This is a genomic window from Bradyrhizobium sp. SZCCHNRI20481, from assembly GCF_032485055.1.
Classification (GTDB): domain Bacteria; phylum Pseudomonadota; class Alphaproteobacteria; order Rhizobiales; family Xanthobacteraceae; genus Bradyrhizobium.
Genome location: NZ_JAUEUE010000007.1, coordinates 160,334 through 186,913, shown reverse-complemented (window position 1 = coordinate 186,913; position 26,580 = coordinate 160,334). Strand labels below are relative to the sequence as shown.

The 26,580-nt window shown below is 65.9% G+C and carries 21 protein-coding genes; 11 read left to right on the top strand and 10 right to left on the bottom strand.

Annotated elements, in window-relative coordinates; translation table 11 throughout:
* Positions 1–346: 346 nt before the first annotated feature.
* From QX132_RS13555 to ligA, 3 genes are all read left to right on the top strand, one after another.
* A complete protein-coding gene (locus tag QX132_RS13555; protein WP_315755090.1) occupies positions 347–1,237 on the top strand; it encodes an outer membrane protein assembly factor BamD in 891 nt (296 codons plus the stop codon).
* A gap of 125 nt (positions 1,238–1,362) precedes the next feature.
* Positions 1,363–3,036 carry a DNA repair protein RecN gene (gene recN, locus QX132_RS13550; protein ID WP_315736793.1) on the top strand — a complete coding sequence of 558 codons (1,674 nt, stop codon included), beginning with the start codon at positions 1,363–1,365 and terminating at the stop codon, positions 3,034–3,036.
* 109 nt (positions 3,037–3,145) lie between these two features.
* A complete protein-coding gene (gene ligA, locus QX132_RS13545) occupies positions 3,146–5,293 on the top strand; it encodes an NAD-dependent DNA ligase LigA (protein ID WP_315736794.1) in 2,148 nt (715 codons plus the stop codon).
* Between the two features lie 192 nt (positions 5,294–5,485).
* On the opposite strand, the gene QX132_RS13540 is transcribed toward ligA, so the two are convergent.
* The 3 genes from QX132_RS13540 to QX132_RS13530 all read right to left on the bottom strand — a co-directional run bounded on the left by QX132_RS13540 (position 5,486) and on the right by QX132_RS13530 (position 10,082).
* A complete protein-coding gene (locus QX132_RS13540) occupies positions 5,486–6,763 on the bottom strand; it encodes a multidrug effflux MFS transporter (protein WP_316161481.1) in 1,278 nt (425 codons plus the stop codon).
* 119 nt (positions 6,764–6,882) lie between these two features.
* Positions 6,883–8,706: an aminopeptidase P family protein gene (locus QX132_RS13535; RefSeq protein WP_316161480.1), complete on the bottom strand. Its 1,824-nt coding sequence runs from the start codon at positions 8,704–8,706 to the stop codon at positions 6,883–6,885.
* A 479-nt stretch (positions 8,707–9,185) separates the two neighbouring features.
* Positions 9,186–10,082 carry a 50S ribosomal protein L11 methyltransferase gene (locus QX132_RS13530; protein ID WP_315736799.1) on the bottom strand — a complete coding sequence of 299 codons (897 nt, stop codon included), beginning with the start codon at positions 10,080–10,082 and terminating at the stop codon, positions 9,186–9,188.
* Positions 10,083–10,350: 268 nt separating this feature from the next.
* On the opposite strand from QX132_RS13530, the gene QX132_RS13525 reads away from it, so the two are divergent.
* Complete coding sequence (locus tag QX132_RS13525; RefSeq protein ID WP_315736801.1) at positions 10,351–10,515, top strand: Flp family type IVb pilin; 165 nt, start codon at positions 10,351–10,353, stop codon at positions 10,513–10,515.
* 189 nt (positions 10,516–10,704) lie between these two features.
* Here QX132_RS13525 and QX132_RS13520 read toward each other — a convergent pair whose 3' ends face one another.
* Positions 10,705–12,306: an NAD(P)/FAD-dependent oxidoreductase gene (locus tag QX132_RS13520; protein ID WP_315736802.1), complete on the bottom strand. Its 1,602-nt coding sequence runs from the start codon at positions 12,304–12,306 to the stop codon at positions 10,705–10,707.
* A 200-nt stretch (positions 12,307–12,506) separates the two neighbouring features.
* Here QX132_RS13520 and QX132_RS13515 point away from each other — a divergent pair, with 200 nt between their 5' ends.
* From QX132_RS13515 to QX132_RS13500, 4 genes are all read left to right on the top strand, one after another.
* Entirely contained in the window at positions 12,507–14,786 is a 2,280-nt protein-coding gene (locus tag QX132_RS13515; protein ID WP_315736804.1) for a fused MFS/spermidine synthase, read from the top strand.
* A 497-nt stretch (positions 14,787–15,283) separates the two neighbouring features.
* Positions 15,284–16,237: a sugar-binding protein gene (locus QX132_RS13510; RefSeq protein WP_316178606.1), complete on the top strand. Its 954-nt coding sequence runs from the start codon at positions 15,284–15,286 to the stop codon at positions 16,235–16,237.
* Positions 16,238–16,250: 13 nt separating this feature from the next.
* On the top strand, positions 16,251–17,753 hold the full coding sequence (locus tag QX132_RS13505; RefSeq protein WP_315736805.1) for a sugar ABC transporter ATP-binding protein: 1,503 nt from the start codon (positions 16,251–16,253) through the stop codon (positions 17,751–17,753).
* A gap of 12 nt (positions 17,754–17,765) precedes the next feature.
* Positions 17,766–18,791: an ABC transporter permease gene (locus QX132_RS13500; protein ID WP_315736806.1), complete on the top strand. Its 1,026-nt coding sequence runs from the start codon at positions 17,766–17,768 to the stop codon at positions 18,789–18,791.
* A 53-nt stretch (positions 18,792–18,844) separates the two neighbouring features.
* Here the strand turns inward: QX132_RS13500 and QX132_RS13495 are convergent, their stop codons facing one another.
* Complete coding sequence (locus QX132_RS13495) at positions 18,845–19,630, bottom strand: L,D-transpeptidase (RefSeq protein ID WP_315736807.1); 786 nt, start codon at positions 19,628–19,630, stop codon at positions 18,845–18,847.
* Between the two features lie 319 nt (positions 19,631–19,949).
* On the opposite strand from QX132_RS13495, the gene QX132_RS13490 reads away from it, so the two are divergent.
* Positions 19,950–20,300, top strand: coding sequence for a hypothetical protein (locus QX132_RS13490; RefSeq protein ID WP_315755101.1), 351 nt, complete (start codon positions 19,950–19,952; stop codon positions 20,298–20,300).
* Between the two features lie 32 nt (positions 20,301–20,332).
* On the opposite strand, the gene QX132_RS13485 is transcribed toward QX132_RS13490, so the two are convergent.
* Both QX132_RS13485 and QX132_RS13480 read right to left on the bottom strand, forming a co-directional pair.
* Positions 20,333–21,094 carry an ABC transporter permease gene (locus QX132_RS13485; RefSeq protein WP_316161478.1) on the bottom strand — a complete coding sequence of 254 codons (762 nt, stop codon included), beginning with the start codon at positions 21,092–21,094 and terminating at the stop codon, positions 20,333–20,335.
* Positions 21,091–22,011, bottom strand: a complete 921-nt coding sequence (locus QX132_RS13480; protein ID WP_315736812.1) for an ABC transporter ATP-binding protein — start codon at positions 22,009–22,011, stop codon at positions 21,091–21,093. Before QX132_RS13480 ends, QX132_RS13485 begins: the two co-directional genes overlap by 4 nt.
* 290 nt (positions 22,012–22,301) lie before the next feature.
* Between QX132_RS13480 and QX132_RS13475 the strand changes: the two genes are divergently transcribed.
* Entirely contained in the window at positions 22,302–23,036 is a 735-nt protein-coding gene (locus tag QX132_RS13475; protein WP_316161476.1) for a hypothetical protein, read from the top strand.
* A 121-nt stretch (positions 23,037–23,157) separates the two neighbouring features.
* The gene (locus QX132_RS13470; RefSeq protein WP_316161474.1) at positions 23,158–24,204 is read left to right on the top strand and encodes an alpha/beta fold hydrolase; all 1,047 of its coding nucleotides are present in this window, start codon (positions 23,158–23,160) and stop codon (positions 24,202–24,204) included.
* Positions 24,205–24,209: 5 nt separating this feature from the next.
* Here QX132_RS13470 and QX132_RS13465 read toward each other — a convergent pair whose 3' ends face one another.
* The 3 genes from QX132_RS13465 to QX132_RS13455 are packed head-to-tail and all read right to left on the bottom strand — an operon-like array spanning position 24,210 to position 26,452.
* Entirely contained in the window at positions 24,210–24,833 is a 624-nt protein-coding gene (locus QX132_RS13465; RefSeq protein WP_315736816.1) for an isoprenylcysteine carboxylmethyltransferase family protein, read from the bottom strand.
* A 41-nt stretch (positions 24,834–24,874) separates the two neighbouring features.
* Positions 24,875–25,900, bottom strand: coding sequence for an NAD-dependent epimerase/dehydratase family protein (locus QX132_RS13460; protein ID WP_316161472.1), 1,026 nt, complete (start codon positions 25,898–25,900; stop codon positions 24,875–24,877).
* Positions 25,901–26,452: an Mpo1-like protein gene (locus QX132_RS13455; protein ID WP_316161651.1), complete on the bottom strand. Its 552-nt coding sequence runs from the start codon at positions 26,450–26,452 to the stop codon at positions 25,901–25,903. It abuts the gene before it with no gap.
* Positions 26,453–26,580: the final 128 nt, after the last annotated feature.

Here is a 26,580-nt window from a genome sequence, read left to right as displayed (position 1 = left end):
GCAACACGATTCTGCTGTCGGTATTTGCTCGGCTGCAGATCTTGTACGCTGAATTTTTTGTCATTGATTGTTGCCGACCGCATCCTTCCTCATGGACGGGCTGTCGGCATTTCCAGGTTTTCCCGCGGCTTCTTCAGCGATAACCATGATGCACGGCGGCAGCCTCGATCTTGCCTTAATCCGGGCGGATTGGCTTCCTATGCGGTTGGTTGATGAAGTGTTTTCGGCTAGAGAGGCCGGGGCCGCGTGATGCGTGCCACTGGCGGGGCTCTTCCTTCGCGGTCATGAAGCGACCTTCATGGTGCGCGGCGTAGATCAGATCACAGGCATCGGGTTCCAAAGAAGCATGTCGATACAGCGTCTCACGCGCGACCTCCGTCATCCCGCAGCAAGCATCGGCCGGCTCCGCCTCGCCGCGTCGCTGATCCTGCTGGCGCTGCCGTTGAGCGGCTGCGGCACCGGCGGACTCTGGGACAAATTCCTGGCCAAGGACGACACCTTCGTCGATGAGCCCGCGGACAAGCTCTACAATGAGGGCTTGTTCCTGATGAACGAGAAGAAGGACGTCAAAGGCGCGACCAAGAAGTTCGAGGAGGTCGATCGCCAGCATCCTTATTCCGACTGGGCCCGCAAATCGCTGCTGATGTCGGCCTACGCGTCCTATCAGGCCGGCGACTACGACGGCTGCATCGGCGCTGCCACCCGTTACGTGACGTTGCATCCGGGCAGCCCGGACGCGGCCTATGCGCAATACCTGATCGCCGCGTCGCATTACGACCAGATCCCGGACATCAGCCGCGATCAGGGCCGCACCGAGAAGGCCATTGCCTCACTCGAAGAGGTGGTACGCAAATATCCGACCTCCGAATACGCTACCAATGCCAAGGCCAAGATGGAGGGCGCCCGCGACCAGCTCGCCGGCAAGGAGATGGATGTCGGCCGCTATTACATGCAGAAGCGCGACTACACGGCTGCCATCAACCGCTTCAAGGCGGTGGTGACGCAGTATCAGACCACGCGGCACGTCGAGGAAGCGCTGTATCGCCTGACCGAGGCCTACATGACGATCGGCATCGTCGGCGAAGCCCAGACGGCGGCGGCTGTGCTTGGGCACAATTTCCCCGACAGCAAGTGGTATAAGGACGCCTACAATCTCGTGAAGTCGGGCGGCGTCGAGCCCGAGGAGAACAAGGGCTCCTACATCTCTCGGGCCTTCAAGAAGCTAGGCCTGGGCTGAGCGGTCGGCCAGATCGGCTGGTCGGTCTGGCTTTGTTCTGTATTCTTGTTTTGTTCTCAATTTGCTGCTAGCATCGAGTCGTTCGCTCAGGGGCGTTCCGCCCCGTTACGAAGGACTTCGGTTCCATGCTGGCGCGACTGTCGATCCGTGACATCGTCCTGATCGAACGACTCGATCTCGAATTTTCCCATGGACTTGCGGTGCTGACCGGCGAGACCGGTGCCGGCAAGTCGATCCTGCTCGACGCCTTTGCTCTCGCTCTCGGCGGCCGCGGCGACGCCAGCCTGGTGCGCCACGGCGCCGACCAGGGGCAGGTCACGGCCGTGTTCGAGATCGGCAAGGATCATCCCGCCGCCAGGATCCTCGCCGCCAACGGCCTGGATGCCGATGGCGAGATGATCCTGCGCCGCGTTCAATACGGCGACGGCCGCACCCGCGCCTTCATCAACGACCAGTCGGTCAGCGTGCAGACGCTGAAAGCGATCGGCGCCACCCTGGTCGAGATCCACGGCCAGCATGACGAACGTGCGCTGGTCGATGCCGCCACCCACCGCCGGCTGCTGGATGCCTTTGCGGGCCTGGAGAAGGATGTCGCCGCGGTCGAGGCGCTCTGGGCGGCCCGCCGGACCGCGGTCACGGCGCTCGATGAGCATCGTGCGAGCATGGAGCGCGCGGCCCGCGAGGCCGATTATCTGCGGCATGCCTCGGACGAGCTGAAGAAGCTGGCGCCAAAGGAGGGCGAGGAGACGCAGCTCGCCGCCCGCCGCACCGCCATGATGCAGGGCGAGAAGATCGCAGGCGATCTGCGTGACGCGCAGGATGCCGTCAGCGGCAACCAGTCGCCGATTGCCGCGCTGGCTGCGGCGGTCCGCCGGCTGGAGCGACGCGCGGTCAGCTCGCCCGCGCTGGTCGATCCAGCGGTGAGGGCGATCGATTCGGCGATCAACGCCCTGGAGGAGGCCGATCAGCATCTGACGGTGGCGCTCGCGGCCACCGATTTCGATCCGCTGGAGCTGGAGCGCATCGAGGAGCGGCTGTTCGCGCTGCGCGCGGCCGCGCGCAAATATTCGACGCCGGTGGACGGTCTGGCTGCTTTGGCTGCCAAATATGCCGCCGATGTGATCCTGATCGATGCCGGCGCCGAGCAGTTGAAGAAGCTGGAAGCGGCGGCGGCGGCGGCTGATGCGCGCTATGCCGCGGCGGCGGCCAAGCTGTCGGCGGCGCGGACCAAGTCGGCGGAGAAGCTGAACCGGGCCGTCCATGCCGAACTCGCCCCGCTCAAGCTCGAACGCGCCAAGTTCATGACCCAGGTCGACAGCGACGCCGAAGCGCCGGGGCCGGAGGGCATCGATCGCGTCGAGTTCTGGGTGCAGACCAATCCGGGCACGCGGCCGGGCCCGATGATGAAGGTCGCCTCGGGCGGCGAGCTGTCGCGGTTCCTGCTGGCGCTCAAGGTCGTGCTGTCCGACCGCGGCTCGGCGCCGACCTTGGTGTTCGACGAGATCGACACCGGCGTTGGCGGCGCGGTCGCCGATGCCATCGGCGCCCGGCTGGCGCGGCTCGCGCACGGGGTTCAGGTGATGGCCGTGACCCATGCGCCGCAGGTCGCGGCGCGGGCGGACCAGCATTTGTTGATCTCCAAGGATGCGCTCGACCGCGGCAAGCGCGTCGTCACCCGGGTCAATACGCTCGCCACCCTGCACCGCCGCGAGGAGATCGCCCGCATGCTGGCCGGCGCCGAGGTCACCGCCGAAGCCCGCGCCGCCGCCGACCGGCTGCTGGAGGCTGCGGCGGCATAAGCCGAGGGATCGGGCCGAACGCTTTTGGCTCCGGCGTGCGCATTGTGTAAACCGTCGTTTCGGGGCGGCCTTCGGGCCGTCCCGCCATGACGAGCAGACAGTACGCAGCATGCCCAAGACAGCAAAACCGAAGCAGCCCGTCGACGTTGCCGATCTCACCAAGGCCCAGGCCAAGGTGGAATGGAAGCGGCTGGCGCTGGAGCTCGAGACCCACGACAGGCTCTATTATCAGGATGACGCGCCGAAGATCTCGGACGCCGCCTATGACGAGCTGCGTCGCCGTTTCAATGCGATCGAGAAGCGTTTCCCTGAGCTCGTCAGCAGCGAGTCTCCGTCACAGAAGGTCGGCGCGGCTCCCTCCGGCCGGTTCAAGAAAGTGCGGCACGCGGTGCCGATGCTGTCGCTCGACAACGCCTTCGCCGAGGAGGACGTGCGCGACTTCGTCGGCCGCATCGCGCGCTTCCTCAAGCTTGCCGACGATCGCATCGATTTCTCGGCCGAGCCGAAGATCGACGGGCTGTCGATGTCGCTACGCTATGAAGGCGGCGAGCTGGTCACCGCCGCGACCCGCGGTGACGGCGCCGAGGGCGAGGATGTCACCGCCAACATCCGCACCCTGAAGGACGTGCCGCACAAGCTGCACGGCCGCAACCTGCCCGACATCTGCGAAGTGCGCGGCGAGGTCTACATGACCAAGCAGGCCTTCCTCGCGCTCAACGAGCGCCAGAAGGAAGCGGGCGACACCATCTTCGCCAACCCGCGCAACTCCGCCGCAGGTTCGCTGCGGCAGAAGGATCCGGCCATCACCGCCTCGCGTCCCCTCGGCTTCTTCGCCTATGCCTGGGGCGAAATGAGCGCGATGCCGGCGGAGACGCAGAGCGGCATGATCAAATGGTTCGAGCGTTGCGGCTTCACGACCAATCCGCTCACGAGGCTCTGCCACTCGGTGGAGGAGCTGATCGCGTTCCATCATCACATCGAGGAGCAGCGCGCCGAGCTCGACTACGATATCGACGGCGTCGTCTACAAGGTCGACCGCATCGACTGGCAGGAGCGGCTCGGATTCGTGTCGCGCACGCCGCGCTGGGGCATCGCGCACAAGTTTCCGGCCGAGCGCGCCATGACCGTGCTCAAGGACATCGAGATCCAGGTCGGCCGCACCGGCTCGTTCACGCCGGTCGGCAAGCTTGAGCCGGTCGGTGTCGGCGGCGTCATCGTGCAGAACGTGACGCTGCACAATGAGGACTACATCAAGGGGATCGGCAACAAGGGCGAGGTGCTGCGCGAGGGCCGTGACATCCGGATCGGCGACACCGTCGTGATCCAGCGCGCCGGCGACGTCATCCCCCAAGTGGTCGACGTCCTCATCGACAAACGGCCGGAGCACGCCAAGGAATTCCACTTCCCGAAGACGTGCCCTTGTCCGCTGCATACCGACGTCGTGCGTGAGGAGATTGCGACCGGCGAGGAGGGCTCGCGCGCCCGCTGCACCGGCGAGTTCGCCTGTCCATTCCAGAAGATCGAGCACCTCAAGCTGTTCGCCTCGCGCCGCGCTTTCGACATCGATGGTCTCGGCGAGAAGCAGATCCAATTCTTCTTCGACCAGGGCTGGGTCAAGGAGCCCGCCGACATCTTCACGCTGGCCGCACGCAACAGCAAGCTGAAGCTCGAGGAGATCGAGGGCTATGGCGAGACCTCGGTGCGCAATCTCTTCAATGCCATCGACGCGCGGCGCGAGATCGCGCTGGAGCGCTTCATCTTTGCGCTCGGCATGCGCCATGTCGGCGAGACCACGGCGCTGGCGCTGGCGCGGGGCTATGGCTCATGGGAGGCGTTCCATGAGGCCTGTCTCAAGGTCGCCAATGGCGACGAGGAGGCGATCGCGGAGATGGATGCGCTCGACCAGATCGGCGACACCGTGATCAAGAGCGTCGCCGCCTATTTCGGCGAGGACCACAACCGCGGCATCGTCGAGCGGCTGACTAAGGAGGTCAAGATCCTCGACGCAGAGAGGCCGAAGCGCAATTCGCCGATCGCCGCCAAGACTGTCGTGTTCACAGGCACGCTGGAAAAGATGACGCGCGATGAGGCCAAGGCGACTGCCGAGCGGCTCGGTGCGAAAGTGTCGGGATCGGTGTCGAAGAAGACGGACTACGTCGTCGCCGGTCCGGGGGCAGGCTCAAAGTTGAAGGACGCGCAAAAGCACGGCGTGCAGGTGCTCACCGAGGACGAGTGGCTGCAGCTGATCGGGGAGTAGCAGCTCCGCAATGTTGGTTGCGACAGACGCTGGATGCGACACCAACAGTTGTCATCATCCGCGAAAGCGGATGATCCAGTATTCCAGAGGCATTTGTCATAGGGCCGAGACGCCTCGGCCTACTGGATACCCGCCTGCGCGGGTATGACGCCGAGAGTGACGCGCGGTCGTGCAGTCGCTCACGCACCTCCCTCACATTACCCCGGCTTCGTCCTCTTCCGCCGTCTCGATCAGCTCCTTCGTCACCTTCATCTGCGTGCGCGGAACCAGGAAGATCATGCTGCAGGCGCAGGCGAGGGACAGGGTGAGCATCGCTGATGTCAGCGGCAGCGTGCTGCTGAAATGGCCGCCGAGCCAGGCGCCGAGCTGCGACGTCAGCGCGCCCACGCCCATTTGCAGGAATCCCATCGCGCCGGAAGCGGTGCCGGCCGCGCCCGGCCGGACGCTGATGGCACCGGCTGCGGAATTCGCCATCACGGCGGCATTGGCGAACATCAGCAGCATCTGCGTGCCGAACAGCACTGATGGCACCTGGTTGAAACCGAACAGGCTCCACGTGAAGTTCAGCGCGGCACTGGTGAGCTGCAGTCCCAATCCGAACCAGATCAGCCGATCGAGCGAATGGCGCGGCGCGTAGCGCACGCAGAACAGGTTGCCGACGAAATAGGCGAAGCCGGTGGTCGCAAACCACGCGCCATACTCCGCCGATGAGCGGCCCATCTGCACCTCGACGATGTACGGCCCGCCGCCGGCGAAGGCGAAGATGATCTGCGAGGCCAGCACCTGGCACAGCATGTAGCCGAGGAAGGCGCGGCTCCTGACGAGCATGGCGACGTCGTGGCGGAAGCTCGCGCCTTCGATGCGGGCAGGGCGTGTTTCCGGCAGGGTCAAGGTCACGGCGATCGCGATCACGATCGACAGCGCGGCGACGACGTAGAAGATGGCGTGCCAGCCGAACGCGATCTCGATCAGGCCGCCGGTCAGCGGCGACAGCATCTGCGCGATCATCATGACCGCGACGACGAGGCTGATCATCGCGCCGATGCGCTCGCGCGGATAGAGATCGCGGATGATGGCGCGGCTGATCACCATGCCGCTGGCGCCGCCGAGCGCCTGGAAGAAGCGCGCCGCGATCAGCTGGGGCAGGGTGTCGGCGAAGATGCAACTGACGCTCGCGACGATCGACAGCGCGAGCCCTGCAAGCATCACGGGGCGGCGGCCGAAGCGGTCGGAGAGCGGCCCGAGCAGCAGCTGCGAGATCGCGATGCCGGCCATGTAGAACGACACCGTCATCTGCACGACGGAGGCGTCGCGCCCGAACGTGGTCGCGAGCAGCGGCAGGGCCGGCACCAGCAGGTAAAGCGAGATCGGCGCCAGCCCGGTCATGACGACCAGGAGGACCAGCACGGTGCGCGAGGGGACGGCGCGCGGTGGCGCCGCCCCGGGCGGTCTGCTGATCATTCCATGCATGGTGCCGCTCAAATCAGGTGAACGCCCTGACTGTAGCGGCCCTCCGCTTCGCGGAAATGCCTGTTTCGGCATGCGCCCATGCGGGCAGCGGGACAGTTGGTAGCAGGGCGCGCGGATCGCTACAGTGGCGCAGTCGCCTGATCGAGCCAGCGCTGGTCGTTCTCGTCGAGCGCTGCACGGACGGTTTCCCTGACCCGGCCATGATAGGCGTCGAGCCACGCCCGTTCCTCGGCGGTCAGCATGGCGACGTCGATCAGGCGGCGGTCGATCGGCGCCAGGGTCAGCGCCTCGAAGCCGTTCATCGGCTTCTCCGCGTCCGCGACGTCCTTCGCCACCACGAGCTCGAGGTTCTCGATGCGGATGCCGAACGCGTCGGTCTTGTAGTAGCCGGGCTCGTTGGACAGGATCATGCCGCGCTTCAGCGGTGTCGTGCCGAGCTTCGAGATGCGCGCGGGTCCCTCGTGCACCGACAGATAACTGCCGACGCCGTGACCGGTGCCGTGCTCGAAATCGATGCCGGCCTGCCACAGGAACTGCCGCGCCAGGGTGTCGAGCTGCGCACCGGTGGTGCCATCGGGGAAGATCGCACGTGCGATTGCGAGGTGGCCGCGCAGCACGCGGGTGAAGCGGTCGCGCATCTCCTCAGTCGGCGCGCCCACGGCGATCGTGCGGGTGACGTCGGTGGTGCCGTCCTGATATTGCGCGCCGGAATCGATCAGCAGCAGATCGCCCGGCATGATGCGGCGGTTGCTCTTGCGGGTGACGCGATAATGCACGATCGCGCCGTTCGGACCGGTGCCCGAGATGGTCGGGAACGACACGTCCTTGAGCGCGCCGGTGTCGCGGCGAAAGCTCTCCAGCGCCTCGACCGCATCGATCTCCGTCAACGTGCCCTTCGGCGCCTCGCGATCGATGAAGGCCAGAAAGCGCGCCAGCGCGACCGCATCACGCTGATGGGCGCGCCGCGTGCCGTCGATCTCCACCGCGTTCTTGGCGGCCTTGAGCAGGCTGACCGGATCGGCGCCGCGCACCGCCTTGCCGCCGGCGCCCTGGATCAGGCGCGTCAGGGCATCGGCTGCCGTGGCGCTGTCGAGCGCGATGGCTGCGCCGGATTGCGCGAGCTCGGTCAGGCGCGGTGTCAGCACGTCCGGCTCCGCCACCTCGGCGCTCTGCTCGAGATGATCGCGTGTCAGGTTCGAGAGCTTGCGGGAATCGATGAAGATGGTCGGACGTCCGGTCTTCGGCACCAGCGCATAGGACAGCGGCAGCGGCGTGTGCGAGACGTCGGCGCCGCGGATGTTGAAGGTCCAGGCGACGTTGTGGGAATCGGACAGCACCAGCGCCTCGACGCCGAGCCGCTCGATCTCCTGGCGGATCCGGCCGAGCTTGTCCGCCTCGCTCTCGCCGGATAATTCGGCGCCGTGGATGGATACGGCGCCGAGCGGCGGCAGCGGGCGTTCGGTCCAGATGCTGTCGACCGGGTTGCTCTCGACCGGCACCAGCTCCGCGCCGGCCTTGGCACAGGCGGCGGCCAGTCGTTCGGCCGCGGCCGTCGTATGCAGCCACGGATCGAAGCCGACGCGGTCACCGCTCTGCAGGTGTCGCGTCAGCCAACTCTCGGGCGGCGGCTCGATCAGCGATTCCACGGTCCAGGCCTTGCCGTCGACCTGCTTGCCGGCCTGCAGCGTATAGCGGCCGTCGACGAAGATCGCGGCGGCCTGCGGCAGCACGATCGCAAGGCCGGCCGAGCCGGTGAAGCCGGTGAGCCACGCCAGCCTTTCCTCCGACGGTGGCACATACTCGTTCTGCTGCTGGTCGGCCCGCGGCACGATGAAGCCGGTCAGCTTGCGCCGTGCCAGCTCCTCGCGGAGAGCAGCCAGCCGCGCGGTCAGCGCCACGCCGGTCTCGGGTTCTTCGAACGTCTGGAACAGAGCTTCGAACATCGGTCTCATACTTTAGAAGTGGATCTTGCCGCGTCGGCGACGAATACTCCTCCAGCAGACAGTGCAGTGCACGAAGAATCTCCTTGCATTCGCCTGTGCAAAAAGATTTGCTGTCGCATGCCGGTCATCCGAAAGAGATGCGGCGAGGAAACGTATGGACGTGACGACCACGATCGTAAAGATCACCCACGGTCGCATGATCCGGGGAGTGCCTCAACTCAACGGCGAGGGGATGCACGATGCCTGCTTTTACCTTCGAAAAACTATCGGCGCCCGCGCCAAGTGGACCGGCGCCCGCACCGGTCGAGAAGCCGCGCAGCGCGCTGGCGGACCTCGTCAATCGTCTCGTCGCGCCGCGCGTTCGACGTGCCTCTCGTAGTCAGTCCGACTCCACCTCCCAGCAGAGCCAGCCGAAGACGTAATCGCGAGCTTGCCGCACCCAGCGTGCAGGTTCGATCCATGCCATGAGCTGATCCGCCTCACTGCTGCTTTTGCAGCAACAGGCTGCTCCACCCCTCGATTCTCAAATGCCGGACCGGAACCAGGCCGCGGGCACGATAGGCGGCGCAGACGGCGCGTGCCTGCGGGGTCAACAGGCCCGAGAGGATCACGAAGGCTCCGGGCGCGAGGTGGCGCTGCATCGGCGCAGCCAGCTGGCGCAGCGGGTTGGCCAGGATATTCGCCAGCACCAGATCGAACGGGCCGCACCGGGCGAAGTCAGCGGCGGCGAAGCCGGTAGCTCGGATGACCCGGACCAGGGGGCCTGCGCCGTTGAGCCGGGCGTTCTCCCGCGCCACCATGACCGAGGGCGCATCGATGTCGCTCGCCAGCACGGACCGGTGCGTCGCCTTGGCGGCGGCAATCGCGAGCACGCCGGTGCCGGTGCCGAGGTCGAGCACCCGTCGCGGCGCGCGGGTCTTGAGCACGTGATCGAGCAGCAGCAGGCAGCCGCGCGTGGTGCCGTGGTGACCGGTGCCGAAGGCGAGCGCCGCCTCGATCTCGATCCCGAGTTTGTTGCCGGGCACCCGCTGCCGGTCATGGCTGCCATGGACCATGAAGCGGCCAGCCGGCACCGGGACGAGGTCGTCCAGGCTGGCCTTGACCCAGTCCTTGGCCTCGACGACTTCGAATGCCAGGGTCTGGGCTACGTCGGAGCCCGCCGCCCCGCCGACGAGCTCCCGCACCAGCGTCTGATCCGGCGGATCGGCGAAATGAACCGTCACGTCCCAGCGGCCGTCCGGCCGCTCGAAGGCAGCGACCGCGGCATCACCTTCGAAGAACACCTCGGTCAGGACGTCGACGGCCGGGCGCGCGGTCGCTTCATCGGCAACGGTGAAGCTGGCCTTGTGGGTGGCGGGCGTGGTCGTTGAGGTCATCAAGGTGGATCCTGGCGAGATTTGACGGCGTGGTTAAGGGATTTGTCTGCCAACGCAAGCGATAGGACCGGAAATCTGCCAGGTTGGAACATTCAACGGTTGTATCTTGCCGCTGGCGGGGCGGCGTAAAAGTTGTGATTCAATTCCTGCAAAGAATCTCTGCAACTTGAACAGAGCGCCTTATCTCAACTTTAGGTTCTGGCCGCCTAATTTTCTCGTCATGGGAACCGGATGATCCTCGGTTCCTGGGTTGGGAAACGAGGTTCAGATGAAGACCACTCTGCTGAAGTTCTTGCGTGATGAATCTGGCGCCACCGCCATCGAATACGGCCTGATCGCAGCCGGCATCTCGCTGGCCATTATTGCCGCAGTCAACGGCCTGGGCAGCTCGCTCAGCAGCAAGTTCGAGTCGATCAACACGTCGCTGAAGTAATCCGCCTGACACGGCGTTCTCGAAGAACCGGGCCTCAGCGCCCGGTTTTTCTGCTTTTGGGGTGGGGGAATCTCGAAAGCAGGTCCACAGCATACCCACACGGCCGTGCACTGCTTATTGGATCGTTCATCCACTGCGCGTCCACAGCTTGTCCACACGGACGCCCACCCGCCTTTCCACCCCTTATCCTCAGCCGAACAGGGCGCGATGGTCGGCCAGGATCGCCTGGGCCGCATTGTGGCCGGGGGCGCCGGTGACGCCGCCGCCGGGGTGGCTGCCCGAGCCGCAATGGTAGAGCCCTTTCAGCGGCGAGCGATAATCGGCGTGACCGAGCATGGGGCGGGCCGAGAACAACTGGTTCAGGGTCAGCGCGCCGTGGAAGATGTCGCCCCCGATCAGCCCGAACTGGCGCTCGAGGTCGAGCGGTGACAGCACCTGCCGACCGAGCACGCTGGCCGCAAAGCCCGGTGCATAACGGTCCACGGTCGCGATCATGAGGTCAGCGACCTCGTCGCGATGATTGTCCCAGGAACGGCCGTCCGGCAGCTCGGGCGCGACATGCTGGCAGAACAGGCTGGCGACGTGCTGCCCTGCGGGCGCCAGCGTCGGGTCGAGGGTGGAGGGGATCAGCAGCTCGACCACGGGATCGCGGCTCCAGCCATGCGCCCGCGCGTCGAGATAGGCCTGGTCCATGTAGCCGAGGCTCGGGCCGAGGATGATCCCGGCGGACAGATGGTCGCCGTCGCCCGGCAGCGCGCTGAACGAGGGCAGCCGGCCGAGCGCCACGTTCATGCGGAACGTGCCCGAACCGCAGCGCCAGTTCCTGATGCGGCTCAGGAACGGCGCGGGCACGGCGCCGGCCGGCACCAGGCGCGTATAGAGCAGCTTCGGGTTCACGTTGGCGACGACATGGCGGGCGCGGATGGTGCGGCCATCCTCGAGCACGACGCCGACCGCGCGGTCGCGCTCGACGATCACCTCGCGCACGCCGGCCTCGACCTCGATCAGCGTGCCCAGCTCCTTCAGGTACCCGGCCATCGCCTGCGTGATCGCCCCCATGCCGCCGATCGCATGGCCCCAGACGCCCTTCTTGCCGTTCACCTCGCCGAAGGCGTGATGCAGCATCACATAGGCCGAGCCGGCGGCGTAGGGGCTGGCATAGTTGCCGACGATGGCATCGAAGCCGAACAGCGCCTTCACCAGATCGGTTTCGAAGATCTCGTCGAGCATCTCGCCGGCCGAGCGTGTGAACAGGTCGAGCAGATCGCGCTGCTGCTCCAGCGACAGTGCGCGCAGGGTGTTGGCCGTGCCGAGCGCGTTGAAGGCCTCGCGGATCGCCGACAGCCCGAACTGGGCGACCAGGTTCGGTGGCGCCCGCAGCACGATGCTGCGCAGCACGTCCGCGATGGCCTCGAGACGTGCCGAGAACGGGCCGATCGCGTCGGCGTCCCGCTCGCTCAGCCGCGCAACTGAAGCCAGCGTGCGACCCTCGCCCGTCAGCAGATAGCGGCCGTCGGCCGAGGGCAGGAAGTTCTGCGCCCGGCGCTCGACGATCTCCAGCCCGTGCTCGTGCAGCTTCAGGTCGGAGATGACGCGCGAATTGAGCAGGCTCACGGTGTAGGACGCGACGGAGTTGCGGAAGCCCGGATGAAACTCCTCGGTGACCGCGGCGCCGCCGACCACCTTGCGGCGCTCGACCACATGCACGCGCAGGCCCGCCATCGCGAGGTAGGCCGCACAGGTCAGGCCATTATGGCCGGCACCGATGATGATGACCTCGGTTTCATTCATGTCAGCTTCAAAAAGCCCTGTTTAATGACCCGCACCGGGAACCTCGGCTGGTGCTGTCGCGCCGGACGGCTGCGACGTCAAGGGAAACTCCATTCTGCCTCAGCTCCTCGCCATACCGCCCTGCGATCCGCTATGTCTCGTCTGCTCATCGCGGTCCGGTCTTGGCATCTGATGCCGGCCGCGCCGCTGCCGGAGTTGTCATGACCTCAATCGCCTCGCCCGCCGCCGTCGCTCAGCCCTCTGCCGCACGCAACCGGCTGGTGCTCGTCGTCTATACCGCCGCAATTTTCGTCAGCGCGCTGCTGCTGTTCTCGGTGCAGCCACTGTTCACCAAGATGGTGCTGCCGCGGCTCGGCGGCTCGCCGGCGGTGTGGTCGGTGGCAATGGTGTTCTTCCAGACCTTGCTGCTCGCGGGTTATGCCTATGCGCATTTTCTCACCCAGCTGCCCAGCCGGGTGCTCCCGATCGCGATTCATCTGCTGCTGCTCGGTTTCGCCATCCTGACGTTGCCGCTGTCGATCGCGAGCAGCTGGGGCGACCCGCCCAGCTCCGGTTACGGGCTTTGGCTGCTCGGCCTGTTCACCGTGTCGATCGGCCTGCCGTTCTTCGCGCTCGCTGCCAACAATCCGCTGCTGCAGGCGTGGTTCGTGCGCTCAGGTCATCCGGCCGCACCCGACCCGTATTTCCTCTATGCATCGTCGAACATCGGCAGCTTCCTGGCGCTGTTGTCCTATCCTCTGCTGATCGAGCCGATCTTCAGCCTGCGCGTGCAGAACCTGATCTGGACCGGCGGCTATGGCCTCCTGATCGCGCTGATCGCCGGCTGCGGCGTCCTGCTGCTGCGGTCGCCGGTGATCGTCACGAGCCTGCTGCACACCGGGGACAGCAATGCCCCGGCGCCACGCTGGCTGCTGCGTCTGCGCTGGATCTTCCTGGCCGCGGTGCCCTCCGGCCTGCTGATTGCGGTGACGGCGCATATCTCCACCGATGTCGCGGCCGCGCCCTTGCTATGGGTGCTGCCGCTGTCGCTCTATCTGTTGACCTGGGTGCTGGTGTTCCAGTCGCGGCCGCTGCTGCCGCACAAATGGATGCTGGCGCTGCAGCCGCTTGCGATCGCCGGCGTCGTCGTCCTGCTCGCTTTTGGCGGCGAGCAGAATCTCGCGCTCACGCTCGGCGGCCATCAGCTCTGCTTCTTCATCATCGCCATGGCCTGCCATGGCGAGCTCGCGCGCACGCGCCCGCCGGCCAAGTATCTCACCGGCTTCTATGTCGCGCTGTCGTTCGGCGGCATGGTCGGCGGCCTGTTCGCCGGCCTGATCGCCCCCTTCACCTTCTCATGGGTTGCCGAATATCCGATCCTGCTGGCGCTCGCGGCGCTGTGCCGGCCGGCGGCCAATGAGCGCTTGCCACGGATCACGCGCTGGTACTGGCTCCTGCTCGCGGTCATTGCCCTCGCGCTGCTGGTGCCCGCCGGAATGACCGGCAAGCTCACGACCTATCTCGAGGACCACCGCGTCTATGTCGCGGGCGCCGTGGGCGTGCTCGCCGTGCTGCTCGCTCTGCTGCTGAACGGTGGCCGCTGGAAGGTGTTCGCGACGGCCGCGCTCGCGCTCGTCCTGATCCGCGCCTATCCGGCCGATGACGGCCGCGTCGAGACGGTGCGCAGCTTCTTCGGCGTGCACAAGATCGTGGTGACCTCCGACGGGCACTATCACGTGCTGATGCATGGCACGACCATCCACGGCGCGCAGAAATATCTCAACGCCGACGGCTCCAAGGTGACGGGGCGGCCCGAGCCGATCACCTACTATCACAAGGACGGCGGCATCGGCCGCGCCATCACCGCGATCCGGGAGCGCAAGGGCGCGCCGCTCAAGGTCGCCGTGATCGGCGTTGGCGCCGGCACGCTCACTTGCGCAGCCGAGCCCGGCGAGATCTGGAAATTCTTCGAGATCGACCAGACCATGATCGATACCGCCAGCGATCCGAAATATTTCAGCTACATCAGGAACTGCGCGCCGGACTTCAAGCCTGTCATCGGCGATGCCAGGCTGACCTTCGCCAAGGAGCCGGACGGCGCCTACGATCTCATCATCGTCGATGCCTATTCCTCGGATGCGATTCCGATCCATCTGGCGACGGAGGAGGCGATGGCGATCTACAAGGCGAAGCTGGCGCCGCAGGGCGCCGTCGTGATGCATGTCTCCAATCGGCATCTGGAGCTGGAGAGCGTCGTCGTCGGCATCGCCGACGCCAACGACCTGAAGAGCTGGGTCTACAACGAGGACTCCGGGCGCGACGACGAGTACATCTTCTCCACCGACGTCGTCATCAGCGCGCGCGAGGACGCCGACGTCGGCACGCTGGCCTCCTCGGACAAGTGGACCGAAACCGAGCCGACCGACGGCGAGCGGGTCTGGACCGACGATTATTCGAACATTCTCGGCGCCGTGTATCGGCGGCTGCGCGACGGCGAGTAACAGGGCACTGCCGCCGTTCGACGTCGCCGGGCCCGGATCGCCGCGATGATGGCGTCTGCGCCCAAAGAGGTGCGCGCCTCGTCAGTGGCGGGCCTCGGTTGCATTGCCGCATTGATTTCTCGAGCGTCTGATCGCTGACTTTGCTGTACCGCATCGCAAAACGCAGTGGTTACGCGCTTTCTGCGTGGGCCTCTGTTGCGTGCCCGTCATGACCATGCTACCTTGAGGTGCGCCCCTCATTTGAAGTCGGTACTTTGCGCGTCTTCGAATGGGTGGGTTGGGGCACGCACGCGCAGTCGAGCTGGATCGCAAACTGAGCGGTGAGGGACCGGTCTGGTCGTCTCGCCCTGAGCGAACGATCGCGCGGACGCTGTCCAGATCGAGGTGCTGTTCGTCCGGGCGGAGCCAGCGGTTCGGACGAGTTCGCGACTAGATATCGTTCGACTACAAAATGCCGGCCGCATCAAAGCAGGCCGGCTTCACATGGGAGGGGTTCAATGAAGCGTCTTTGGATTGCCGGTGCGTCTGCCTTGTTGTCGATGGCGCTCGGTCTCGGCTCCGCGGGAGCCGCGGACAAGAAGGTCCTCGCCTTCGTCGTCAACGGCGCGTCCGACTTCTGGAAGATCGCCGAAGCTGGCGTCAAGAAGGCGCAAGGCGAGCTGCCCAACTACAACCTGCAGCTCAAATATCCCGAGCAGGCGGCAGCCGCCGTGCAGCAGCGGATGCTGGATGACCTCGTCGCGGCCGGGGCTGCCGGAATCATGGTGAGCGCCGTCGATCCGAAGAACCAGACTGAGCACCTCAACAAGATTGCCGCACAGACGGTGCTCTTCACCACCGACAGCGACGCTCCGCAATCGAAGCGCATCGCCTATATCGGCTCCTCCAATACCGAGCTCGGCAAGGATGCCGGCAAGCTGATGCTGAAGGCGCTGCCGAATGGCGGCAAGTGCGTCGGTTTCGTCGGCCTGCTCGGGGCTGACAACGCCCGCGAGCGCATCGAAGGCGTGAAGGCGACCATCAAGGGATCGAAGGTCGAACTGGTCGACGTACGCGGCGACGAGATCGACCAGACCCGGGCCAAGCGCAATGTCGAGGACATCCTGGCGGCGATGCCGGACGTCAGTTGTCTGGTCGGCTTCTATTCCTACAACACGCCGCGCATCTACGAGGTGCTGAAGGAGGCCGGCAAGCTCGGCAAGATCAAGGTCATCGGCTTCGACGAGGATCCGATCACGCTCGGCGGCGTGAAGGACGGCGCGATCGAGGGCACGGTGGTGCAGCAGCCGTTCGAGTGGGGCTATCAGGGCATGAAGCTGATGGCGAAGGTCGTGCAGGGCGACAAGTCCGGCGTTCCGGCCAACGGCATCATCATCGTGCCCGGCAAGGTGATCGAGAAGTCCAACGTCGACGACTTCATGGCGCAGATGAAGCAGATGCTGAAGAAGTGACGCGACGGCCGGCGTGCGCGAGCCCTTCCTTGAGCTGATCGACATCGGCAAGACCTATCCTGGCGTGGTCGCGCTCGACCACGCCAGCCTGTCGGTCGCGCCCGGCGAGGTGATCGCCCTGGTCGGCGAGAACGGCGCCGGCAAGTCGACCTTGATGCGCGTGCTCGGCGGCGTGGTGGAGCCGAGCAGCGGCACGATCCGGATCGATGGCGTGGCGCGGACCAGCTACACGGTGGCGGACGCGATCGCGTCCGGCATCGCCTTCGTCCACCAGGAGCTGAACCTGTTCGACAATCTCGATGTCGCAGGCAACGTCTTCATCGGCCGCGAGCCGGTCTATGGCGGCCCGCTGCGGCTGATCGACCGCAAGACGCTGCGGGCCAAGGTGCGTCCGCTGATCGCGCGCCTCGCCGCTGATTTCGAGCCGGATACGCCGCTCGCCGAGCTGTCCTTGGCGCAGCGCCAGCTGGTCGAGATCATCAAGGCTTTGTCGCTCGACGCGCGCTGCGTCATCATGGACGAGCCGACCTCCAGCCTGACGCTGTCGGAAACCGAGCGGCTGATGCAGGTCATCGCCGGCCTGAAGGCGGACGGGGTCAGCGTCATCTTCATCACGCATCGCCTGAACGAAGTCATGCAATGCGCCGATCGCGCCATCGTGCTGCGCGACGGCCGCATGGTCGGCGCGCTGACGCGAGACGAGCTCAGTCCTGCCGCGATGATCCGGCTGATGATCGGCCGGGACCTGCGGTCGCTCTACGTGCCGCCGGCCGCGCCGCCCGGCGAAGCCGTGCTCGACGTGGTGGAGGCCGTGACCGCGACCTATCCCAACCAGGCCGTCAGCCTGCAGCTCCGGCGCGGCGAGATCCTCGGGCTTGCAGGTCTCGTCGGCTCCGGCCGCACCGAGCTCGCGCGCGGCATCTTCGGCGTCGAGCCGCTGCTGGCCGGGGGCATCAGCCTGGAGGGCGAGCCGATCCGCATCTCGACGCCGCGCGCGGCGATCGATCGCGGCATCTATCTCATTCCGGAAGACCGCAAGGCTTGCGGCCTGCTGCTCGACCTGTCGATCGCCGAGAACATCTCGCTGCCGGATCTCGCCTCCTATCTCAGCTTTGGACTTGTCGACATCAGGCGTGAGACCGAGAATGCCGATCGGCAGCGCGAACGGCTCAAGATCCGGGCGTCCGACGTCAAGGTCTCGGTCGGCACCTTGTCCGGCGGCAACCAGCAGAAGGTCGTGCTCGCCAAATGGCTGTCGATGCGGCCAAAGGTCCTGATCTTCGACGAGCCGACCCGGGGCATCGATGTCGGCGCCAAGCAGGAGATCTACGACATGCTGCGGCGGCTGGCGGATTCCGGAGTCGCGATCCTGATGATCTCGAGCGACATGGAGGAGGTGATCGGGGTGAGCGACCGGATCGCCGTAATGCATGAAGGCATGATTTCGGGCTTCCTGGCCCGCAACGAGTTCAGCGAGCACAACGTGCTTCAGCTCGCCGTCGGCCATACCGTCTGAGCGAGGGCGCCCGTGCAGAAGAAAGATCTCAGCCTGCTGATCCTGATCCTGGTGGTCGGCGCCGTCGTGGCCTTCATCAACCCGCGCTTCCTGCTGGTCGGCAACCTCTCCAATACCGCCAACCAGGTCGGCATGTTCGGCATTTTCTCGATCGCGGAGGCCTTCGTCATCATCGTCGGCGGCATCGAGCTCGCCGTCGGCTCGGTGATCGCGTTGCTCGGCGTGCTGTTCATCGACCTCATCGTCAACCGGGACGTCGACTGGATCGCTGCCTTGTTCCTCATCCTCGCCGGCGGCATCGCCATCGGCTTGGTCCATGGCACGCTGGTCACCAAGATGCGCATCCAGCCCTTCGTGGTGACCTTGTGCGGGCTGCTGATCTATCGCGGCGCGGCGCGCTACTACACCGAGGATGCCACCGCCGGCTTCGGCTATGGCGCAAGCTTCCCGGCGCTGGAATGGCTGGCCGCCGGCCGCACCGATGTCCTCGGCTTTCCACTGCCGCATAGCGTCGTGGCGCTCGTCATCGTGGCCGGCATCGCCTGGCTGGTGCTGCACCGCTCGGTGTACGGCCGTTATTTCTACGCGGTCGGCAAGAACGAGGAGGCGGCGCGCTACTCCGGCATCCGGTCCGATCGGGTCACGATCGCGGCCTATGTGATCTGCGGCGGGCTGACAGCGCTGGCAGCGGTCCTGCTCGCGATGTACACCCGCTCGATCTCGCCGGCGGTGCACGGCTCGTTCTACGAGCTCTATGCGATCGCGGCGGCGGTGCTCGGGGGCTGTTCGCTGCGCGGCGGCGAGGGCTCGGTCATCGGCGTCGTGCTCGGCACGATCCTGCTGCAGATGCTGCAGAACCTGGTCAATCTGCTGGGCATCCCGAGCTCGCTCAATTTCGCCGTGATGGGCACGGTGATCCTGATCGGCGTGCTGGCCGATCAGTATTTCGTGCAGCGGCGCACGCGCATGCCGACGGCCCGCGGGCAGGCCAGCGCCGATCGCGCGTCCGCCTCGCTCGGGCGGGTCAACGCCGAGTGAGGAGGCGCCGATGCGCTGCGTAACAGCGCCCGGCCGCGAGGATCAATGCGCGATCAGTCCTGATAGGTGTAGTAGCCGCGCGGCTGATAATAAGAGCGCGGCTGGTAATAGCGCGGCTGCGCGTAGCTCGGATTGCCGTTTTGGTAATCGTACTGCTGCTGCGGATAGGCCTGCGCGTCGTAGACGCGCCGGGCCGTGCCGCGCGGCGCCGGATAGCGCACGCCGTTGTCGCTGCCGTCGGCGGGATAGATGTAGCCGTCATCGGGCCGCTGCTGCGGAACGACCTGGCGTCCCGGCAGCATCTGTGGCTGCGGCGTCAGCACGACCGGCTCGCCACTGTCGTCATACTGCTGCGGCACGTCGCGGCGGGCAACAGCGGTGCCGCGGCGTGGATTGCGCGCCAGCGCCACCTCGGCCGAGCCGGTCAGGGTCACCGTGGTGTTGAGCACGCCGTCCTTTTGCACCAGGTCGTAGAGCGTCGTGGCATTCGCCTTCGACAGCCGGACGCAGCCGTGAGACGCGGGGGTGCCGAGCCGGCCCTCCGAATCGGTGCCGTGAATGGCGTGGCCGACCTTGGTGAAGAAGATCGAGTGCGGCATCGGCGCGTCGTCGAACTCCTTGGAAAAATGATCAGCTTCCATGCGGAAGGCGCGGAACGAGCCATTGGGCGTTTCGCGCGAGGGAATGCCGGTCGAGACCGGCCACCGGTAGCGCTCGACGCCATCGACGGCGACCGTCATGATCTGGTTGTTCTTGTCGACGGTGATGTCGATCTTGGCCAGAGCTGGCGTGGCCGACAGAAAGGCGAAGCCGGCAACTGCAAAAAGGATGGTACGCATCTAACCTCTGGCCTCCAGGGCCCTCGACTGTGGAGAGACCTCAAACGGGACTTCGACAACGCCCAGGTCATCGCCTCGGTCTGCACTATGTCGGAATTGCGGGCTTTGTTCCAGCCGAGGGCACCCTCAACCTTAATGGCGGGCAGGGACCGGACAAAGGCTCCCCGCGTTCATCGGCGCTGACATTTTCGCGACCCGCGGATGGCCTTTCATTCCGGCGCTTAGGACCTCTCTAATCGGTCCAATTCGTCACGACCGCGCAACTTTTTGGCCGCATCCGCGTTTCAAGGATTCCTCCATGCGGTTTCCAGGATTCAAAATGCTGACGATGAAGGCCAAGACGGCGGTGCTCGACGATCGCGCGCCGCAGAAGCTGACATATCTGCTCGCCGCGCTCGCGCTGGTCATCCTGGCGCTGGCCTGGCTGGCGCTGCCGCAATTCGCCCATGCCCAGGGCATCATCCGTGGCGCCCATGAAGGGGCCCACGAAGGCAACCGCATCGGCGGCCCGGTCGGCGGCGTCGTCGGAGGCGCGGTCGGTGCGGGTGTCGGCGGAGCCGTGGGCGCCGTCGAGGGCGTGCTCGGCATTCCACACCGCTCCTATTACCACCGGCACTATCACTGCCGGGGATACCGCGATGGCTACGGCCGCTTCCACTGCTACCGCTGAGCTGTAACTGTAACGCCGCCCCCGATGCCGGCTCAATGCTTGAGCCGGTATCCGGTCTTGAAGATCCACCAGATGATCGCCATGCAGATCGCCAGGAACAGCAGCGTCACGCCGACGCTGATTTCCACCCTGACGTCGGCGATCTCGTAAAAGCTCCAGCGAAAGCCGGAGATCAGGTAGACCACCGGGTTGAGCAGCGCGATCGAATGCCATGTCGGCGGCAGCATGTTCACCGAGTAGAAGCTGCCGCCGAGGAAGGTCAGCGGCGTCACCACCAGCATCGGGACCATCTGCAGCTTCTCGAAGCCGTCGGCCCAGATGCCGATGATGAACCCGAACAGGCTGAAGGTCACGGCCGTCAGCACCAGGAACGCCAGCATCCACACCGGGTGCTGGATGTGCAGCGGTACGAACAGGCCGGCGGTGGCGAGGATGATCAGCCCGAGAATGATGGATTTCGTCGCGGCCGCGCCGACATAGCCGAGCACGATCTCGAAATGCGAGATCGGCGCCGAGAGGATCTCGTAGATCGTGCCGATGAATTTCGGGAAGTAGATTCCGAACGAGGCGTTGGAGATGCTCTGGGTCAGCACCGACAGCATCACGAGGCCGGGCACGATGAAGGTGCCGTAGCTGACGCCCTCGACATGGCTGATGCGCGAGCCGATCGCGGCGCCGAACACGACGAAGTAGAGCGAGGTCGACACGACGGGCGACACGATGCTCTGCAGCAGCGTGCGCCAGGTGCGTGCCATTTCGAACTTGTAGATTGCGGCGACCGCGCGAAAATTCATTGCCGCACCAGGCTCACGAAGATGTCTTCCAGGGATGATTGCTTGGTCTCGAGATCGACGAAGCGGATGCCGGCGGTCCTGAGATCGCCGAGCAGGCTGGTGATGCCGGTGCGCTCGCCCTTGGTATCGTAGTCATAGGCGAGCCGCCAGCCGTCGTCCGACAGCGCGAGATGATAGGGCGCGAGCGCCTCGGGGACGGCTTCGATCCGATGCTGCAGATGCAGGCTCAGCCGCTTCCGGCCGAGCTTTGCCATCAGCTTGGCCTTGTCCTCGACCAGGACGATCTCGCCCTTGTTGATGACGCCGACGCGATCGGCCATTTCCTCGGCTTCCTCGATGTAGTGCGTGGTGAGAATGATGGTGACGCCGGCGGCCTTGAGCTCGCGCACGACGTCCCACATGCCCTTGCGCAGCTCGACATCGACGCCGGCGGTCGGCTCGTCCAGGAACAGCACCTGCGGCTCATGCGACAGCGCTTTCGCAATCATCACGCGGCGCTTCATGCCGCCGGACAGCGTGATGATCTTGGCGTCCTTCTTGTCCCAGAGCGAGAGGTCCTTGAGGATCTTCTCGATCAGGGCGGGGTTGTTGGGCTTGCCGAACAGTCCCCGGCTGAAGCTGACCGTGGCCCATACGGTCTCGAACGAATCGGTGTGCAGCTCCTGCGGCACCAGCCCGATCAGCGCCCGCGCGGCGCGATAGTCGCGGTTGATATCGTGGCCGCCGACCGCGACCTTGCCCGTAGACGCATTGACGATGCCGCAGATGATGCTGATCAGCGTCGTCTTGCCGGCGCCGTTGGGCCCGAGCAGCGCGAAGATCTCGCCCCGCTCGATCGCGAGATCGACATTGTTGAGTGAGGTGAAGCCCGAGGAATAGGTCTTCGACAGGCCGGTAACGGAAATGACGGGAGGCATCACGAGGGAATTCGATCCGAGGGATTCGAAAAGGGCAGGGAGCTGCGCGAAGGAGGGGGCGCAGGCGCGGGCGAAGCGCTCAGATAGGAACGGCGGTGCGCTACCGCAATCGCGCGCGCCGCTCTCGATCGTGTCGCTTGTTGGGCTTTTCCGTGGCCGACGCCGGTGAGTGTTGCTGCGCAGCCACGTCCGGGGGAGGAACGCGCCTCGCAATGTCCGACGATGTTGCGTCCGCGAGCATCTTGGGTACGGTCGCGCCGTCTCGACATTTCCGCCGCGGAGAAGGACCGATGACGCCACGCGCCAGCACCGTTCGACCCACCTGCAAGCGCAGCCTCTCGGCGCGCTGCTTTGGCATGGTGGCGCTGGCCGTTGCGCTGGCTCTGCCGCTCGGTACCGGATCGGTGCGGGCGGCGCCGAGCCCGGCGGCCGCGAGTGCCGCCAGCAGCACGCATGTCTATCTGCTGCGCGGCGTGCTCAACATCTTCTCGCTCGGGCTCGACGACATCGCCGCCAAACTGGATTCGCAGGGCATTCCGAACACGGTCGCCAATTTCGTGTCGTGGTCGTCGCTCGCCGACGAGGCGGCGGCCGCCTATCGCGCCGGCCGGATCAAGACCATCATCCTGGTGGGCCATTCCTCGGGCGCGACGGCGCTGCCGGACATGATCAACAAGCTCGGCCAGCTCGGCGTGCCCGTGAAGCTCGCGATCGGGCTCGACTCGGTGTTCAAGACCAAGCTCGTCGGCGGCAACGCTGAGCGCTACATCAATTTCTACATCGCCAGCGGCGCCGGTGAGCCGGTCCGCCGCGACGACGGCTTCCGCGGCAAGCTCGAGAATGTCGACGTTCAGTCGGTTCCCGGTGTCGGCCACGTCACGATCGAAAAGAACCAGATCATGCAGCAGAAGGTGATCGGTGCCATCGACGGCGTGGTGTTCGGCGGTCGGGGCCGCCCGGCGGCGGCGCCGCCGACCCGCATGGCCGCCCCGCAGCGGGCTGCCAACGTCACCGGTTACCGGTAATAGGCGGCCGCGCCACCGGGCGCGCGCCCCAAAATGCTCCCATTCGGCGGCGACAAGCGGTATGGCAGGGGGGGAGATGACCCTGCTTGATCTGAGCTTGAGAGCTTTCCCGGGAGCGCGAATGACCAGCGTGGCGCGAATCGCGAGGCGGTGGCTCGGCCCAGCCAAGGCGGCTGCCGGCAGGAGATTGCTCGCGATTCTCGTCACCACACCTCTCCTCGCCGGACTTGCCGCCCCGAGCATCTCGCAGGCCGCCCAGCCCGGCGCTGCTTCCGCCCCCGCGCCGACCAGATCTGCCAAGGCATCCCCGGCAGCAACCCCCGCGGCGATCCGCGCCGCACCCCCCGCGCCGCCCGAGATCAGCCAGCCGCTGCCGCCGCCGCGGGTGTACCTGTTCCGCGGCGCGCTCGGGCCGCTGTTCTCGACCGGGATGGACCGTCTGGCCGAAAAGATCGAGCAGGCCGGCTACCGGGCCAGTGTCTATGAATTCACGCTGTGCGACCTGATCGCGCTCCAGGTGGCCAAGAACTACCGCCAGGAGCCGGGCCCGATCGTGCTGATCGGCCATTCGATGGGCGGGCTGTGCAGCGTCCGCATCGCGATCACGCTGCAGGAGCAGAACATCCCGGTTGCCCTCGTCGTCACCGTCGATCCGGCGCATGCGACCAAGAGCGTGCCGCCCAACGTGCAGCGCTTCATCAACCTGTTCCTGTCCGACAACATTCTCGGCGGCGGCGACGTCAAGCCCGAGCCCGGTTTTCGCGGTCATTATGCGAGCTTCGACATGAAGGATCATGACGAGGTCACGCACATCAACATCGACAAGATGGAGGATGTGCACGCCCAATTGGTCACCATGATCAGCCAATTGTCGCAGACCTCGGCCACTGCCGAGGCCGACCCGGTGCCGCTGCGCTACTTGGTGCCGCCGAGAGCCTCCGTGGAGTTGTGGGACAGCGGCACTGCACTGGCGGTGCGGCCGGGCGAGACCCTGGACCAGATCGCCACCAATTATCGCGTTCCGCTCTGGGCTCTGCAGCAGTCCAATCGCGGCCTCGCCGCCCAGCCGCTGGTCCCCGGCCAGCGCATCATCCTGCCGCGCCATCTGCTGCCGCAGGTGGCAAGCCAGCCGCCGCAGCTGCCGTCGGAAGCCCAGGTCAGGCGCTGAGCGCTTCAGCCCGGCGGCAGGAACGGAATGATCATCGGCACGCGCTGCCGGTAGGTGACGTAATCCGGCCCGAGCTCCTGAGCGAGGAAGACCTCTTCCATCTTCGCCTTCCAGGCCATCCCGAGCGAGATCAGGACGGCGCCGAGCACGGCGGTCACCGTGCCCACCGCGATGCCGGTGGCGATCATGCCGAGGATCAGCCCGGTATAGATGGGGTGACGGACCATGCCGTAGGGGCCGGTATCGATCACCTTGTGGCCTTCCTTGTGGGTGATCGCGTTGGACCAGAAGCGGCCGAGATGGATGCGCGCCCACCAGGTGAAGGCGATGCCGGCCAGGGTCACGATGGTCAGCAGGTAGACGCCGGTCTCGCCGGGATTCCAGAACGGCTTCTCGCCGAGCAGGCGCGAGGTCCACGGCGTGAACAGGATGCCGCCGAGCACGATCAGCGCGTGATAGCGGCTGGTCTTGATCACCGTCACATGCTTGCGGGTCTGCCCCGACCAGAACGAGGCGCCGACCCAGCTCGCGAGCCAGATCAGCCAGATGATGGCGAGCAGCGAGGTGGGCCAAGTGGTGGTCCATCCGCTGAACGCAAACGACGAGATGGGGCTGGCATCGCCGGACATGTCTTGGAACCGTTGTGAGACCTGGGACCGGCTGCTCTTAGCTATTCGGCCGCGGTGCGAAAAGGGTGTTGTTTGTCGTCGAGCCGCCTTCGCGGCTCGGAATCGAGCAGAAAGGCGATCGTCTCGCGCAAGCTCGGCTCGATCGGGCGCGGGGCGTAGCCGAGCTCGCGCTTGGCCCTGTCGATCGACAGATCCGAGGCCGCGCGGGCGATCCGCACCCCCTCGGCGGTGCCGGACGGGCAGCGCTTGGTGAGGTGATCGGAAACGAACTCGAGCATGCCCGCCGACAACTCGGCCAGCCGGCCGGGCACGGCGACCGCGACATGCTTGCGGCCGCTGATTGTCGCCATCAGATCGAGGATGCGGCTGAGGCGCAGGCTCTCGCCGCCGAACACGTAGCGGCCGCCGACCCTGCCGCGCTCCATCGCCAGGATCAGGCCCGCCGCGACGTCGCGGACGTCGACCAGGTTGACGATGAAGTCGAGGTAGAGCTGGAGCCGGCTGTCCAGGAAGAGGCGCAGCATCTGCGACGGTGGTGTCAGGTTGCTGTCATGCGGGCCGATCGGCATCGTCGGCGTGCCCACGACGACGGGGAAGCCGTCCGCGGCGGCTGCCATGGCGCGAGCCTCGGCGAGCGCCTTCGAGCGCGTATAGGCGCCCGGCATCGCGTCGGCCGGAGGTGCGGTCGGCGCCGAGGCGGCGCCGGTCGAGCCCGGATAGTCGAACAGGATCGATTCCGTCGAGCAGTGCAGGAACCGGCGCACCCGGCCGGCACGCGCCGCCGCCAGCACGGTCTCGGTGCCGACGCAGTTGACGCGAAAGAAGTCCTCGCGGTCCGGCATCCACATGCCGGGCAGTCCGGCCAGATGATAGACCTGATCCGCGCCGGCGACCGCCTGCTTCACCAGGCCCGCATCGAGCACCGAGCCTTCGATGTACTCGACGTCAGCGATCATGTGGCTGGGGCAGCGAATGTCGAGCACACGCACCTCGGCGCCCCGCGTCGTCAGCGCAGAGACGAGGTGATGGCCGATGAAACCGCTGCCGCCGGTGACGAGGACTTTCATTTAGGGACGCGAGTGCTGATCGCCTTGAAGCCGGTCCGATGCGAGCCGATCCGGCGACCAGTTCGGCGCGACGAGGTCGGCCACCGAAGGCCGCAGACCCAACGCCATGTACAATTTCGCCATCACGAACATCGGACCGAGAAAGAGATGCGCCGGATGATCCAGCAGAGATGGATTGTTGCGCTCGAACACCTTGTGGCCCACGGCCTGCGAGACGAAACCGAAGATGATGAGCGCGGCAAACAGCGCCCAGAAGGCGACACCATGGACGTGATCGGCGATCATCATGGCCGCAGCAAGGAACAGCACGGCGAAGGCGAGGATGCCGGCCCCGAGTGCGGCATCGAGCAGCAGCCAGTAGAGCAGGACGGGCAGCGCCAGCACGGCGCCGAGGCCGATCCGGATACCGAGCGCGTCGAAATGCCACAAGCTCAGGGGCAGCACGGCGCCCAGGAACAACAGGATGATCCCGAACACATGCATTAGGCCGTTGCGCGGATCGCGATGATATTCGACGTAGTCGACCATCTGGCGTCGGAACATGGCGTTCATGGCTGGCTCGCTCGTCAATGAGATCGACCGCCGCTCAATCGACGGCCGCAAAGAGGGGGCTATACCATCAAGCGGCTGCATCGACAAACCCGGCAATCGCGGCCCGGCCGCATCGCCGGGCAGAGCGC